15 protein-coding genes are annotated in these 15,115 nt (G+C 42.1%); 11 read left to right on the forward strand and 4 right to left on the reverse strand.

Annotated elements, in window-relative coordinates; translation table 11 throughout:
- Nucleotides 1-229 precede the first annotated feature (229 nt).
- Entirely contained in the window at nt 230-1,816 is a 1,587-nt protein-coding gene (locus tag Q8W26_RS12420; protein WP_101213215.1) for an isocitrate lyase, read from the forward strand.
- 92 nt (nt 1,817-1,908) lie between these two features.
- Here the strand turns inward: Q8W26_RS12420 and Q8W26_RS12425 are convergent, their stop codons facing one another.
- The 3 genes from Q8W26_RS12425 to Q8W26_RS12435 form a co-directional block, all read right to left on the reverse strand.
- A complete protein-coding gene (locus Q8W26_RS12425) occupies nt 1,909-2,172 on the reverse strand; it encodes a hypothetical protein (protein ID WP_153071461.1) in 264 nt (87 codons plus the stop codon).
- Nucleotides 2,173-2,189: 17 nt separating this feature from the next.
- Nucleotides 2,190-2,768, reverse strand: a complete 579-nt coding sequence (gene nfuA, locus Q8W26_RS12430) for a Fe-S biogenesis protein NfuA (RefSeq protein WP_101213213.1) — start codon at nt 2,766-2,768, stop codon at nt 2,190-2,192.
- A gap of 249 nt (nt 2,769-3,017) precedes the next feature.
- The gene (locus tag Q8W26_RS12435) at nt 3,018-3,761 is read right to left on the reverse strand and encodes a ComF family protein (RefSeq protein ID WP_153071460.1); all 744 of its coding nucleotides are present in this window, start codon (nt 3,759-3,761) and stop codon (nt 3,018-3,020) included.
- 21 nt (nt 3,762-3,782) lie between these two features.
- Between Q8W26_RS12435 and bioH the strand changes: the two genes are divergently transcribed.
- The 3 genes from bioH to Q8W26_RS12450 all read left to right on the forward strand — a co-directional run bounded on the left by bioH (nt 3,783) and on the right by Q8W26_RS12450 (nt 5,876).
- On the forward strand, nt 3,783-4,571 hold the full coding sequence (gene bioH / locus Q8W26_RS12440) for a pimeloyl-ACP methyl ester esterase BioH (RefSeq protein ID WP_370694283.1): 789 nt from the start codon (nt 3,783-3,785) through the stop codon (nt 4,569-4,571).
- A gap of 83 nt (nt 4,572-4,654) precedes the next feature.
- Complete coding sequence (locus Q8W26_RS12445) at nt 4,655-4,936, forward strand: hypothetical protein (protein WP_101213210.1); 282 nt, start codon at nt 4,655-4,657, stop codon at nt 4,934-4,936.
- Nucleotides 4,937-4,961: 25 nt separating this feature from the next.
- Nucleotides 4,962-5,876 (forward strand): putative metalloprotease CJM1_0395 family protein, encoded by a 915-nt coding sequence (locus tag Q8W26_RS12450; RefSeq protein ID WP_101213209.1) that lies wholly within the window; start codon nt 4,962-4,964, stop codon nt 5,874-5,876.
- 5 nt (nt 5,877-5,881) lie between these two features.
- Here the strand turns inward: Q8W26_RS12450 and Q8W26_RS12455 are convergent, their stop codons facing one another.
- The gene (locus tag Q8W26_RS12455) at nt 5,882-8,209 is read right to left on the reverse strand and encodes a Tex family protein (RefSeq protein WP_101213208.1); all 2,328 of its coding nucleotides are present in this window, start codon (nt 8,207-8,209) and stop codon (nt 5,882-5,884) included.
- 121 nt (nt 8,210-8,330) lie between these two features.
- Here Q8W26_RS12455 and Q8W26_RS12460 point away from each other — a divergent pair, with 121 nt between their 5' ends.
- The 7 genes from Q8W26_RS12460 (at nt 8,331) to rplB (ending at nt 15,100) form a co-directional block, all read left to right on the forward strand.
- Complete coding sequence (locus tag Q8W26_RS12460; RefSeq protein ID WP_101213207.1) at nt 8,331-10,802, forward strand: TonB-dependent receptor; 2,472 nt, start codon at nt 8,331-8,333, stop codon at nt 10,800-10,802.
- A gap of 111 nt (nt 10,803-10,913) precedes the next feature.
- Nucleotides 10,914-12,032 carry a sterol desaturase family protein gene (locus Q8W26_RS12465; protein WP_101213206.1) on the forward strand — a complete coding sequence of 373 codons (1,119 nt, stop codon included), beginning with the start codon at nt 10,914-10,916 and terminating at the stop codon, nt 12,030-12,032.
- A gap of 330 nt (nt 12,033-12,362) precedes the next feature.
- Nucleotides 12,363-12,674: a 30S ribosomal protein S10 gene (gene rpsJ / locus Q8W26_RS12470; RefSeq protein WP_101213205.1), complete on the forward strand. Its 312-nt coding sequence runs from the start codon at nt 12,363-12,365 to the stop codon at nt 12,672-12,674.
- A gap of 26 nt (nt 12,675-12,700) precedes the next feature.
- Nucleotides 12,701-13,339 (forward strand): 50S ribosomal protein L3, encoded by a 639-nt coding sequence (gene rplC / locus Q8W26_RS12475; protein WP_101213204.1) that lies wholly within the window; start codon nt 12,701-12,703, stop codon nt 13,337-13,339.
- 13 nt (nt 13,340-13,352) lie between these two features.
- Nucleotides 13,353-13,958, forward strand: a complete 606-nt coding sequence (rplD, locus tag Q8W26_RS12480; protein WP_101213203.1) for a 50S ribosomal protein L4 — start codon at nt 13,353-13,355, stop codon at nt 13,956-13,958.
- Nucleotides 13,955-14,257: a 50S ribosomal protein L23 gene (gene rplW / locus Q8W26_RS12485; protein ID WP_101213202.1), complete on the forward strand. Its 303-nt coding sequence runs from the start codon at nt 13,955-13,957 to the stop codon at nt 14,255-14,257. The genes rplD and rplW overlap by 4 nt, the downstream gene beginning before the upstream one ends.
- A gap of 15 nt (nt 14,258-14,272) precedes the next feature.
- Nucleotides 14,273-15,100, forward strand: coding sequence for a 50S ribosomal protein L2 (gene rplB / locus Q8W26_RS12490; RefSeq protein ID WP_101213201.1), 828 nt, complete (start codon nt 14,273-14,275; stop codon nt 15,098-15,100).
- The last annotated feature ends 15 nt before the right edge of the window (nt 15,101-15,115 follow it).

Here is a 15,115-nt window from a genome sequence, read left to right on the forward strand (position 1 = left end):
TTAGCTACTTAGGTCTACTTATTGTCATACTAAGGTTGTAGTTTGGTGTGGTGTGTTGTTCTTATGTTGTTAATTTGTTAAGTTATTCATCGTGTGAATGTCGGTAATAAAATATATAAAGTTATTTTATGGTGTGTTTTAGGGCTAATATTTGTCTGTCCGAAGCGGTATATTGTTTCAACCACTTCAAAATATTTGATATTTAAAACACAATGTAAGGATTATTGCTATGTCTAATTACAAAAGAGAAATTGATAACGTTGCAACGGTTTGTCAACAAGAAGGTAACGCGTGGAGCGCAATCAATCCTGAATCTGTAGCTCGTATGAGACTGCAAAATCGTTTTAAAAATGGATTAGATATTGCTCGCTACACAGCTGATATCATGCGTCGTGATATGGAAAACTATGACAACGATACATCTAAGTACACGCAATCACTAGGTTGTTGGCATGGCTTTATCGGTCAGCAAAAGATGATTTCTATCAAGAAACATTTTGAAAACAACACTGATCGTCGTTACCTATACCTTTCAGGTTGGATGGTTGCAGCACTTCGTTCTGAGTTCGGTCCACTTCCTGACCAATCAATGCACGAAAAGACTTCTGTTGCTTCTCTTATCGGTGAGTTATACACCTTCTTACGTCAAGCTGATGCTCGTGAGTTAGGTGGCTTATTCCGCGAATTAGATGCAGCCCCAGAAGCAGAAAAAGCAGCTATCCAAGATAAAATCGATAATCATGTAACACACGTTGTGCCAATCATTGCTGATATCGATGCTGGTTTCGGTAACGCTGAAGCGACTTACCTAATGGCTAAGCAAATGATTGAAGCGGGTGCTTGTTGTATTCAAATTGAAAACCAAGTATCTGATGAGAAACAATGTGGTCACCAAGACGGTAAAGTAACTGTTCCACATTCAGATTTCTTAGCTAAAATTAATGCTGTTCGTTACGCTTTCTTAGAACTAGGTGTTGATAATGGTGTAATCGTTGCACGTACAGACTCACTAGGTGCTGGCTTAACTAAGCAAATCGCTGTAACAAATGAACCAGGCGATTTAGGTGACCAATACAATGCATTCTTAGATTGTGAAGAAGTATCGGCTGACCAAGTTGGTAACGGTGATGTAATTATCAAGCAAGACGGTAAATTAGTTCGTCCTAAGCGTTTACCAAGCAACTTATTCCAATTTAAAGAAGGTACTGGTGAAGCTCGTTGTATCTTAGACAGCATTACATCGCTACAAAACGGTGCTGATTTAATTTGGATTGAAACAGAGAAACCACACGTTCGTCAAATCGGCGGCATGATGGATGAAATCAAGAAAGTCGTACCTAACGCTAAACTTGTTTACAACAACTCGCCTTCATTCAACTGGACATTAAACTTCCGTCAACAAGTATTTGATGCAATGGCTGAAGCAGGTCAAGACGTATCAGCTTACGATCGTGACAAATTAATGAGTGTTGACTACGACAATACTGAATTAGCAACACAAGCTGATGAGAAGATCCGTACTTTCCAAGCTGATGCAGCACGTGAAGCTGGTATTTTCCACCACCTAATCACGCTACCTACTTACCACACTGCGGCGTTATCAACTGATAACTTAGCAAAAGAGTACTTCGGTGACCAAGGTATGTTAGGTTATGTTGCTGGTGTTCAACGTAAAGAAATCCGTCAGGGTATCGCATGTGTTAAACATCAAAACATGGCTGGTTCAGACATGGGTGATGATCACAAAGAATACTTCGCTGGTGATGCTGCACTGAAAGCGGCTGGTGAAGACAACACAATGAACCAGTTCTCTTAATCTTAAGAGTCTAAGTTCTAATAAAAAGCCCAGATAATTATCTGGGCTTTTTTGTGCCAGTCAGTTAGTGAGTTAATAATATGGTGAACCAATTAATCATGAGGATTGTTACGTCGTGCTTGTTCAGCGCGGTCAATCAAGTGACTTAATCGATTCGCAACGATACCTAAGTAACCATAGGCACAAGTAATTAAGCTTAGTGTGATAATGATAACGGCTAGATACCCTTGCCAACTAGTACCTTGCTGATGGTAAGAGAGTAAGCCAAGGCCAGAACAGAAGCTTAATAAACCACAAAAAAATACCCGCACACTACGTTGCGGGTTATTTCCTTGGCGATAAAGCCAATATTTCACTTGCTGTAACACGATACTTAGTAGTAAGAGTGTTCGCCAGCTTGGTGCTCAGTCATATCTTTAACACCTGTTAGCTCGTTCGCAAAAATTTCTAGCATTTCTTTTTCAATGCCTTCTTTTAATGTTACATCAACCATTGAACAACCGTTACAGCCACCGCCAAATTGTAGGATCGCGGTACCATTATCAGTAATTTCCATTAGTGTTACTTGGCCGCCATGGCTCGCCAACTTAGGATTAATTTCTGATTGAATAAAATAATCAACACGATCTACTAGTGGAGCATCTTCAGCTACTTTTTTCATTTTCGCGTTTGGTGCTTTAAGCGTTAGCTGTGATCCCATCTTATCGGTGACATAATCGATTTCTGCTTCGTCTAGATAAGGCACAGACTGCGCGTCAACAACTGCAGAGAAACCATTGTACTCAAATGATTTATCAGTCTCTTCAAATGCTTCTGGTGGGCAATATGACACACCACATTCTGCATTAGGTGTCCCAGGGTTTACAACAAAAACACGAATTGCCGTATTCTCTGGTTGATTGCTTAACAGTTCACAAAAATGACTCTGAGCTTGTTCCGAAATTGAAATCATAAGGTGCCTCAAAATTGCTATTAAAAATAATTCTGTTGTTGGTGCTAATGATATGGCTTGCCAAACAACTTGAACGTATACCTCATTCTATTATTTTTGCTGTATGAGATTTACTAAATGTGATGCTAACTAAACTCTGCTAATGAATAAATCATACTTATTCAATTAATCCGACAAGTTTGGTCAGGTTTTACTATTCTACCGCTAAATTGCATGTCGCGATAGAGTTTAAGTAGCTAGATAATGAGTTTATTCAAGTTGGGTTCGAGCTATTGTCCAGAATTGAATATCGACATCTTTGGCGCGTATTATGGTAGATGCGAGTTCGTGTAAGGTGCTTCCTGTGGTGTAAACATCATCCACTAGTGCAATGGTATGTCCTGTGATTGGTTTGGTGATACTGAATGCCTTATTAAGGTTATGCTGTCGTTGTTTAAACGTTAATGACACTTGTGCTTTTGTGTATCGATTACGTTGGCAGCAATCTAAGATGGGGATATTTAGTTTCTGGCTTAAACACTCGGCGATTAGATTTGCCTGATTAAACCCTCGTTGGTAGTGCTTTTTCCAATGTAATGGTACAGCAATCAAAAAGTCTGGCTTGTTAATGGTTTGTGCAGCCAACAGCTGAGTGATACGGCGGGCAAGTAGGTCTGCAACTTCGTGTGCGATTAATTGGTTATTGCGATATTTGAGTGCTGAAATTAATTCTTTAACAGGAGTTTGATAGGCTCCCGCCGTAACTAAGTGATATGCCGGTGGAGATTGTTGGCAGTTACCACATAGTTTATTATTACTCGTTAATGGTATCGCACAACCTAAGCATAAGTAATCCACATAGGGTAAGTCGGTTCTGCAGGTATTACATAAGTATTGTTGATAATGTTCAGTTGGATTGAGGCAAAGTAAACAGGCGTGAGGTAGTGCGTTACGCAGATAATTTACCCCTGCGTAAAACTTATTAAATGTTACACTGTTTCTGAATATTTTCATCCCACCAGTGTAGTCGAGGAAATTGTGACTGATCAGTTAAATGTTGAAGTGAGTGGTCAAGGGCCTGCGTTAGTTTTAATTCATGGCTGGGGCTTAAATGGGGCGGTATGGCATCATATTGTTGACACTTTGGCGTTGCATTTTGAAGTGCATGTTGTTGATCTTCCCGGTTTTGGTCATAGTAACCAAGTGCCTGTAAAGACTCAATTAAGTTGTTGGGTGGATATGATAGCAAAGCAAATTGATAAACCGGCGATATGGTTGGGGTGGTCCTTAGGTGGCCTAGTCGCAACGCAAGCGGCGACTCGCTACCCACAGCTAGTGAGCAAGTTAGTGACGGTAGCGAGCTCACCTAAGTTTGTAGCAGATGCCGATTGGCATGGGATTAAGCCTGATGTTCTTAACATGTTTCAATCTCAACTAAAAACGGACTTTGCGGTTACATTGGAGCGATTTTTAGCTATACAGGCCATGGGAAGCGAGTCTGCTAAGCAAGATATCAAGAACTTAAAAAGTATTCTTCAGCAACGTCCATTGCCCAATGAATCAGCGCTAAAAATTGGATTGGATTTATTAGATTCTGTTGATTTAAGAGAGCAATTAACCGACATTAAGCAGCCATTCTTAAGGATGTATGGCCGTTTAGATTCATTAGTTAGCCATCGAGCGATTAAAGCGATCGATCAGTTAGCACCACAGAGTGAGAAAGTCGTTTTTCAAAAAGCATCTCATGCGCCGTTTATTTCGCATCATCAAGACTTTATTGAAGAGTTACTCACATTTACCTTAAATAAAGTCGTTGACTCTTGATCTTAGAAAGATAAAAAGCTTCCTTTTTTATAAATAATGGTCAATAATTAATCATAACTATATCGTGGGATGAGGAGCGAATTATGGTAATCCAATCGGCCTTTGATTCTGGTGTTGCAGGTTTTCAAGCTGCCACTGAGCGTGCTTCTGAAAGTGCAGCTAATATAGCCTCTCAACAGACTGACAATATACAAGCGCGCAGTAGCAGTACTAATGTTGAAACTGAACAGGCAGTTCAAGAAACAAAACCTCTCACTGAAGAGTTGGTTAGTCTTAAAGTGGCTGAGCGAGAAGCACAAGTTGCAGCAAAAGTGATTACTACTGCCGATGAAGTGGTTGGTAGTCTTATTGATACTCGTGCTTAGGCATCGACCAATTACTCAGTGCTAGATGAATATTACGACGAACTACCCAAATGTGAGTTTGGTCACCACTAACCCCGCTACAGATAGTGTAGTGCGTGAGAGTGCTGTTCGTCCGATTGTTCCTGCCACAGAAGCATTAACCCAAGGTAATGCTGAGCCCCCAGTGGCTGGTGAGCGTGATAAAGCTCAGCCTGCGCCTATTTCTCCTTCGTTAAATCCTACATACGATCTTACAAATCCAAGCCTTCCCGAAAAAACGGATTCGACAAATCAAGAACGAGATGCTTCCGAGCAAGACCCAAATGGTCAAGAGCAATCTGCACAAGGGGAAGAGCAGCAAGGGGAGCAGCGAGGTCGCGAGGAACAAGAAGAGGGTAAACGAAACTCAGCTCAACCTAATGAGCGTTATACGGAAGAAGAACAGCAGCAAATTGAGCAATTAAAGCGACGTGACTCCGAGGTCGTTGCTCATGAACAAGCTCACGCAGCTGTCGGTGGTAAATATGCTGGCTCTCCAAGTTACTCGTTTCAAACGGGGCCAGATGGCAATAAGTATGCCGTCGGTGGTGAAGTCTCTATTGATACTTCGAAGATTCCCAATGATCCACAAGCAACGCTCTTAAAGGCACAGCAAATTAGACGAGCAGCCTTAGCTCCTGCCAGCCCTTCAGGGCAAGATCGACGTGTTGCAGCGCAAGCTACCCAGATGGCTAGTGAAGCGAGACAAGATATTCTTGCTGACCAACGACAAGCCAGTGAAGAGCGCCCTAGTTACCGTATTAATAACGAAGTCGAGTCAGACAGTTTTAACCGTCGTATTAGTCAAGCACAAGATCCTGCTTTTCAGCAAACGATCAAGAACCGCACTCAACATATTAATGCCTATTATAATCAAGCAAGCCAAGCACTTGAGCCTGCTCAATTACAACAACAAGTCTAACTGTATTATCCTTTTGATTTTTGTCCCGCTTGCTTAAATGCCTGCTGCATGGTGTTATGTTGAGGTGCCAATTTCACTGGGTGAGCAGCTGGTTTGTTGTGGCGCTGTGTGGGTTTATCCGTTTCTCTTGATGTTGGTTGGGCCTTTTTCTGTTGTGCATTAGCTGGGGTATCAGATTTCATCGATAAGGCGATACGTTTTCGAGCGACGTCTATTTCTGTAACCGTAACTTTAACAATTTGCCCAGCTTTTACGATATCACGAGGATCACTGACAAAATGGTCGGCGAGTGCTGAGATATGCACCAAGCCGTCTTGATGTACGCCAATATCCACAAAAGCACCGAAGTGAGTGACATTACTTACCACCCCTTCTAAGCGCATACCTTCATGTAAATCGTTAATTGTCTCAACACCTTCTTTAAAGGATGCTGATGTAAACTCAGGTCGTGGATCTCGACCAGGCTTTTCAAGCTCTTTGAGTACATCTTTAATAGTCGGTAAACCAAAGTTCGGATTTATAAACTGGTGTGGGTCGAGTGTATGTAGAGCAGTTGTATTGCTAATTAGTTGATGGGTCGTTAGTTGACAATGATTGGCAATTTCGTTGACTAACGAGTAACTTTCCGGGTGAACGGCTGAACCATCTAATGGTTGCTTGCCATCGGTGATCCTAAGAAAGCCAGCCGCTTGTTGGTATGCTTTAGGGCCTAGACGTGAGACTTTTAATAACTGACTGCGCTGTTCGAAGCGTCCGTGTTCATCGCGGTAAGCAACAATGTTTTTTGCTAATGTTTGGTTTAATCCACTGATACGTGAAAGAAGAGCAGGTGATGCCATATTAAGGTCAACTCCGACGGCATTGACACAATCTTCGATAACCTCATCAAGACGCTGTTCTAATTGAGTCTGGCTGACATCGTGCTGATACTGACCTACACCAATTGCTTTTGGATCGATCTTGACCAGCTCTGCAAGTGGATCTTGTAAACGCCTCGCAATAGATATCGCTCCACGTAATGAAACATCTAACTCTGGGAACTCCGCAGCAGCTAATTCGGAGGCGGAATATACCGATGCACCGGCTTCACTGACAATTATACTGGTGATGTTAAGTTGATGGAGCTTGTTGCAGTCTTGTACTAACTTGTTTGTTTCTCGAGAGCCAGTGCCATTACCAATGCTAACCAAAGTGACTCGATAGCGCTTGATTAACTTAGCGAGCTGTTCAATAGACTCTTGCCATTGATTACGCGGAGCGTGAGGGTAAATGGTGTCAGTGGCTAGAACTTTATTATTGCTATCAATAATTGCCAGCTTTACACCCGTACGAATACCAGGGTCTAACCCTAATGTGATTTGGTTGCCCGCAGGGGCAGCCATTAATAGATCATGTAAATTGGCAGCAAAGACATCCATTGCACTTTGTTGTGCATGAGCTTTTACCTTGTTAATTAGCTCCGTTTCTAGGCTCGGGTAAAGCTTGTTTTTCCAAGCCTTGGTGGCTGTGTCTGCTAACCATTGTCCTGAAGTCGATTGAGTATTTATTCTATGGTGGGCTAAAAGTATTGCTAATCCAGTGTTAGTCTCACTATACGGATCTGGATTTATGGTTAGTTGTAAAACTCCTTCATTGTAACCACGTAAAATAGCAAGAATACGGTGCGGGGGAACTTTATTTAGCTGTTCACTATAGTCAAAATAATCACTGAATTTATTGCATAACTGTTCGGCGATTGGCGGGTTTTTTTTACGCGCTTTTTTAGTCTGTAGATAGCCCCGCCCCCATAGTAGCTCTCTTGCTTGTTTTACGATGCTCGTGTTATCAGACATTTGATCAATTAAAATTGCCTGCACGCCATCAAGTACAAGTTGTGAGTCATTGAACTTGTTATCTGCTCGTACATAACTTTGAGCTAAATGAGTCGGTGATTGGCGAGGTTGTGTCAATAAATGTTTAGCCAGAGGTAATAATCCTGCATCAATAGCCTGCTGGCTCTTGGTATTACGTTTACTCTTAAAAGGTTTATAAATATCTTCTAATAATGTTTTGCTTTGCGCTTGCGATATTTGTTGTTTTAGTTTGGGCGTCAGCTGCTCTTGCTCTATGAGGGAGTTGATAATTGTTTGTTTGCGTTGTTCTAATTCACGCAAATACTTTAAGCGCTTATCCAGTGTTCGTAACTGACCATCGTCGAGGCCATTTGTTGCTTCTTTACGGTAGCGTGCGATAAAAGGAACGGTTGCCCCTTCATCAAATAATTGAATCGCTGATTGAATACTATTAATAGAGGTATTGAGTTCAGAAGCTAGCGTTTTAAGTAGAGCAGACATAGGCACTTTTATTAATTGGAAGTATCGTTACATTTGATAACAGTTTATGACGATTGACAACATTAATTTATTTTTCACCACTCTAGAATCAAGCTCATAGATTGAACAGAGAAAAGGTTGAATGATGAATAAATTGAAGTTATTAGCAGTATTAACAATGCCATTAGCGATTAGCACTTACGCCAATGAAACGAACATTAACCAAAAAGAAGTTGAACGTATCGATGTTACTGGCTCGCGTATCAGCCGTGCTGATATGGAAACGGCTTCGCCTGTGAGCATTATCGATGCTAATGCAATTAAAGCTGGTGGTTTTACATCAGTTGATCAAATTCTAGGTCAAACATCAGCAGCAGCTGGCATGTCACTAGGGGCAACGACTAATAATGGCTCTGGTGGATCTGCAACGGTTAACTTACGTGGAATGGGATCGCAACGTACATTAGTGTTGCTAGATGGCAAACGTATGGTTAACTCAGGTACGGGCGCTGACTCAACTGTAGACTTAAATACAATCCCTGTTGCAATGATTGCAAGAATTGAGATTTTAAAAGATGGTGCCTCTGCTGTATATGGCTCGGATGCAATCGCTGGTGTAGTCAATATTATCACTAAGAAAGACTTTGACGGAGTTGAAGTAGATATTAGTGGCAACCAATCGAGTAAAGGTGATGGTCAATCTGCTGACATGAGCATATTAGTCGGGAGAAACTTTGAAAAGGGTAACGCCACCTTTGGTCTATCCTATACCGATCGTGGCGAAGTAATGCAGGGCGATCGTGACTATATCCCAGCGGGAGAGTCTTCGTTTATTCCTGAGGGCACTTTAGGTGGACGTGTTCCGGATGGAAATGGGGGCTTTAAAGAGCGTGATACCAGTTATGATTATGCCGCTGAGTCGTATGCACAAACACCATCAGAACGTTTAAGTATATTTGCCAAAGGTAGCTATGAATTTGAACAGTTCGAATTAAATACCGATGTGTTGTTTACTAATCGTAAGAGCAATCAGCAAATGGCCCCACAACCGGCCAGCGTAGACTTAGACACGGACAAATTAAATATCCCTGGTGGCACACCAGATGTTGGAATTCCAGGCTTAGATTTAGACTCGATAGAATATAAACGTCGAATGACAGATGCAGGTAACCGTATCTATGAACAAGATACTGATACCTTACGTGCCTCTATTTCAGCTATCGGTGAGTTTGATATTTTAAATGGCGTGAACTGGGAGTTATCTTATGTTCACGGATCTAATGAAGCATCTGATGTTACTTACAATAGTATTAACGCAACAAAAATGGAGCAATCTATTTATGATCACCAAGACCAGTGGTTTTCAGGTAACCCGTTAAGCCAAGATATTGTCGATGACATCTCGTATACCGATGTAGCGAGTGGCGGTAATAAACAAGATTTAGCCTCGTTCTTGGTGTCGGGTGATGCTTGGGAGATGCCAAATGGTGATGTGGCCGCATTTGCAGCCGGTGTTGAGTATCGTCGAGATGAAGGGTGGTATACGCCTGATCAAGTCGTGCAAGATGGTGATAGCACAGCGGCGCAGCAAGATGCGACAAAGGGATCGTATAAAACAGGCTCGGCTTATGTTGAGTTAAGTGTACCAGTCACGGATAAACTAACTTCTGAGTTTGCGGTTCGTTATGATAAGTACTCAACTTTTGGTTCTGCTACAACGTGGAAAGTTGGTAATACTTATACGGCGACCGATGAATTAAAACTTCGTGGTGTATTAGCGACAGGTTACCGTGCACCAAGTGTTGCTGAGCTATTCGGTGGTGATTCTGGCTCATTTGATTACCTAACTGACCCGTGGGGCAATGAGGAAGACTCGCAAATTAAAGTGATCTATACCTCGGATCCTAATTTACAGCCAGAACAGAGTAAGTCGTTAACCTTAGGAGCTGTTTATGAGCCGGCGAGCTTGGATGGTTTTAGTACGACGGTTGATTATTGGCAGTTTAAAATTACCGATGCTATCTCACGAGTCAACGTACAGACGTCACTTAATGATTGTTATGCCGGTGACACGGATGCGTGTGAGATTATTAATGTTACTCCTGAAGGTAACTTAGATGAGATGCAAGCCACACTAACGAATGTTGGTTATCAAGAGACGTCTGGCGTTGATTGGAATATGCAGTATGGTTTTACCTCTGGCGCAATTGATTGGAAGTTGAACTTAGATACCACCTTCTTATTAAACTTTGAAGAGGACGGTGTTGATTATACTGGTACCATTGATGGTAATAACGGTGCATATTCTGAGTTGAAATCAAACTTAACAGTTGGCGCACAACTTGATGCTTTATCACTGAACTATAGCGCTCGGTTCTTAAGTGGTATGGATGGTGATTACTACGGCACACCATTTGATACGGCTTCAGTGGTTTATCACAATGTGTCAGGGGCTTATCAATTCAATGATGCAGTGACATTTAGTGCTGGTATTAATAATTTATTTGATAAGGAGCCGGAAGAAGTGCCAAATGGTAACGATGCTGGAACCGTGCCCGCGGTCTATGATGTAGTAGGCCGAACAATCTTTGCTGGGGTCAATGTACGCTTTTAATTAACGATTGCTAGCATAACTTATCAAGGTCACTACATGTAGTGACCTTTTGCATTTCTATGAGTTAATTGATATTTTTTAGCAACGATAATTTTAAACGAATAAACACTTATGCTAAATAAATTAGATGGCGGCAGCTTTAAGGTGGGTGACGGGCGACTCAGTGGCTATATGGCTGTTGCTCTTGCTGTGTTGTCTTTTTTCGGTGTCATTGCTTTTCACTTCCCTGAATATTTAACAACTCCGCAATTGAGACAGTCTTATGATGTTAATGTCATCAGGCATGTGATGTTTGTTGCATTGGTTATTTCAGGTAGCTTAGGGCTGTGGAATATTATTCGTAATGTGAATAAGCGTGCGGCAGTTATTGCATGGTGTTTTATTTCAGTGACAATTGCATTAGGCGGGCATCGAGTCGAGGTTGGTGACTTTCCAGATAATACACCGTACTTGGGTCTTGACTGGTTTATCCTTGACTTACTTGGTTCGACTTTAATATTTGTGCTGATAGAAAAGCTATTTCCATTTAGAAAGCAACCCGTACTTCGTCCTGAATGGCAAACGGACTTACAGCACTTCTTGATTAATCATCTAATTATAGGTTTTGCTTTGATAGCAGGGAATCAATTCGTTAATGTATTCTTTGGTTGGGCTGTTAGTGATGCTATCCAATCATCGGTACAACAGTTACCATGGCTTGGGCAGTTATTCTTGGTGTTACTCATGGCCGATTTGGTTCAATACACACTGCATCGCGCGTATCATGAAGTCCCATTTCTATGGCGCTTCCACTCAGTACATCACAGTGTTGAGAGCATGGATTGGCTAGCGGGGTCTAGACAGCATATCGCAGAACTTATTGTGACACGCTGTTTTGTGCTTACCCCAATCTTTGTCTTTGGTTTTGAAAAGTCGGTGATTGATGCCTATATCATTATAGTTGGCTTCCAAGCGGTCTTTAACCACGCTAATGTTAATATAAATATAGGTTGGCTACGTTATATACTCGTGACACCACAATTTCATCATTGGCACCATGCTTCTGATAAGGCGGCGATTGATCGTAACTATGCGGCTCACTTTTCATTTATTGACTATATATTGAAAACTGCGGTGACAGGCGAAAGTAAATGGCCTAAAGCTTACGGAATTGTTGGCGGTGGCATGCCTCAAGGGTGGTTGAAGCAGCAGTTTTATCCATGGCTTAAACGCAGAAAGTTAGTAAAGTAGTAAGGCATTAATGTGTGAATTTTCTACTTGCACTCAATATGAATTTGAGTATAATGCCGCCATCTTTCGCCTAATCGCGAAATGAGTGCTCGAAGAACTATTATCTGAGCACAACAATATAAAAGACTTGCGTTTGCTAAAAAATGAGCATATAATTCGCGTCCACTGAGTTAGTGTCTAACATCAATTCAGTGTCCAGTAAGTAAACTTACTGGTTATACAGCGGCCCCGATTGGGGGTCGAACTTAACTAAATTAGCTCTCCACTTTTCTTTAGAGATTGTGTGAGGGGCTTTTTTGTCGTGTAAATTTAGATTGGAGCTCTGGTCTTATGCAGAACCAAAGAATCCGTATCCGCCTTAAGGCATTCGATCACAAGTTGATTGATCAGTCTACTGGTGAGATCGTGGAAACGGCCAAGCGCACTGGTGCGCAGGTACGTGGTCCGATCCCTTTACCAACACGTAAAGAGCGTTTCACTGTATTGACTTCACCGCACGTAAATAAAGATGCGCGTGATCAATACGAGATTCGTACTCATAAGCGCCTAATCGATATCGTTGAGCCAACAGAAAAAACTGTTGATGCTTTAATGCGTTTAGATTTGGCTGCTGGTGTTGATGTTCAAATCAGCTTAGGTTAATCCTAAGACGGTAAGAGGTTATAACAATGGCTATTGGTCTAGTCGGTCGTAAAGTTGGAATGACACGTATCTTCACAGAAGATGGTGTATCAATTCCAGTGACTGTTGTTGAAGTAGAGCCGAACCGTGTTACTCAAGTTAAAACTCTTGAGACAGACGGTTACCGCGCACTTCAAGTAACCACAGGCGCTAAAAAAGCGAGTCGCGTAAACAAACCAGAAGCAGGTCACTTTGCTAAAGCTGGTGTTGACGCTGGTCGCGGTCTGTGGGAATTCCGCCTTAATGAAGGCGAAGGTAATGATATCGAAGTTGGCGCTGAGCTAAAAGTAGATGTTTTTGCTGAGAACACTAAAGTAGACGTTACTGGTACATCTAAAGGTAAAGGTTTTGCTGGCGTTATTAAACGTTACAACTTTGCAATGCAAGATGCTACTCACGGTAACTCTATTTCTCACCGTGCCCCTGGTTCAATCGGTATGTGTCAAACTCCTGGACGTGTGTTCAAGGGTAAGAAAATGGCCGGTCACATGGGTGCAGAAAGAGTTACAGTTCAGCGTTTAGATGTTGTTCGCGTAGATGCGGAAAACAATTTAATCCTGATAAAGGGTGCGATCCCAGGTGCTACAAACGGCACTGTTATCGTTAACCCTACTGTTAAAGCATAGTTAGGAGATAGTAATGGAATTGGTATTGAAAGACGCGGGTAACGCTCTTGAAGTTTCTGATGCTACCTTTGGCCGTGACTTTAATGAAGCTCTGGTTCATCAGGTAGTTGTAGCCTACGCTGCTGGCGCCCGTCAAGGTAGCCGCAAGCAAAAAACACGCTCAGAAGTGAGTGGTGGTGGTCGCAAACCTTGGAAACAAAAAGGTACTGGCCGTGCACGTGCTGGTACAATCCGTAGCCCAATCTGGCGCTCTGGTGGTGTTACTTTTGCTGCTCGTCCACAGGACCACAGCCAAAAAGTAAACCGCAAGATGTACCGCGCTGCGCTACAGTCAATCTTCTCTGAGTTAGTTCGTCAAGAACGCTTAGTAGTGGTTGAAAACTTTGCAGTTGAAACGCCAAAGACTAAAGAATTAGTTGCAAAACTAAAAGAATTAGAACTTAAAGACGTTTTAATCGTTACTGAAGAAGTAGAAGAGAACTTGTTCTTAGCTGCTCGCAACTTATACAAAGTTGATGTTCGTGACGTTGCAGGTCTTGACCCAGTATCACTGGTTGGTTTCGACAAAGTTGTAATCACTGCTGCTGCAGTGAAGCAAATTGAGGAGATGCTAGCATGATCACTGAAGAACGTTTATTAAAAGTTTTAGTAGGTCCACATATTTCTGAAAAGAGTACGTTGACTGCTGAAACTAACAACACCATCGTTTTCAAAGTAGTTAATACTGCAACTAAAGCTGAAGTTAAAGCTGCTGTAGAAAAACTTTTTGAAGTTGAAGTTGACGTTGTTCGTACCTTAAATGTTAAAGGTAAGACAAAACGTACTGGTGCTCGCATGGGTCGTCGTAACGACTGGAAAAAAGCTTACGTAACGCTGAAAGACGGTAGTGATATCGATTTCGTTGGCGGCGCTGAGTAATAGAGGAGTATTCTGATGGCTATAGTTAAATGTAAGCCTACCTCTCCGGGTCGCCGCCATTTAGTTAAGGTAGTGAACTCTGAGCTGCATAAAGGTAAGCCTTATGCACCTCTTTTAGAGAGCAAAAGCAAATCTGGCGGTCGTAACAACAACGGTCGTATTACTGTTCGTCACGTTGGTGGTGGTCACAAGCACCATTATCGTCTGATTGACTTTAAACGTAATAAAGATGGAATCCCTGCAACAGTAGAGCGTTTGGAATATGATCCAAACCGTAGTGCAAACATTGCACTAGTACTGTACAAGGATGGTGAGCGTCGTTACATTTTAGCACCTAAGGGTCTAAAAGCTGGTGATCAAATCGTTTCTGGAATGGAAGCGCCGATCAAAGCAGGTAACACTATGCCTATGCGTAGCATGCCACTTGGTTCTGTTATTCATAATGTTGAAATGAAGCCTGGCAAAGGTGCACAAATTGCACGTTCTGCTGGTACTTATGCTCAGTTAATCGCAAAAGATGGCGCTTATGTAACTCTACGTTTACGTAGTGGTGAAATGCGTAAAATCTTAGCAGATTGTCGTGCTACCTTCGGTGAAGTTGGTAACGCTGAACATATGCTTCGTCGCCTTGGTAAAGCTGGTGCAAACCGCTGGCGCGGTGTTCGTCCTACCGTTCGTGGTGTTGCGATGAACCCGGTTGATCACCCACATGGTGGTGGTGAAGGCCGTACATCTGGTGGTCGTCATCCTGTGACTCCATGGGGCGTACCTACTAAAGGTTACAAAACTCGTAAGAACAAGCGCACAGACAAGTACATTGTCCGTCGTGGTTCTAACAAGTAATTTAAAGAGGAATTA

The organism is Psychrobium sp. 1_MG-2023 (assembly GCF_030689115.1).
Classification (GTDB): Bacteria; Pseudomonadota; Gammaproteobacteria; order Enterobacterales; family Psychrobiaceae; genus Psychrobium.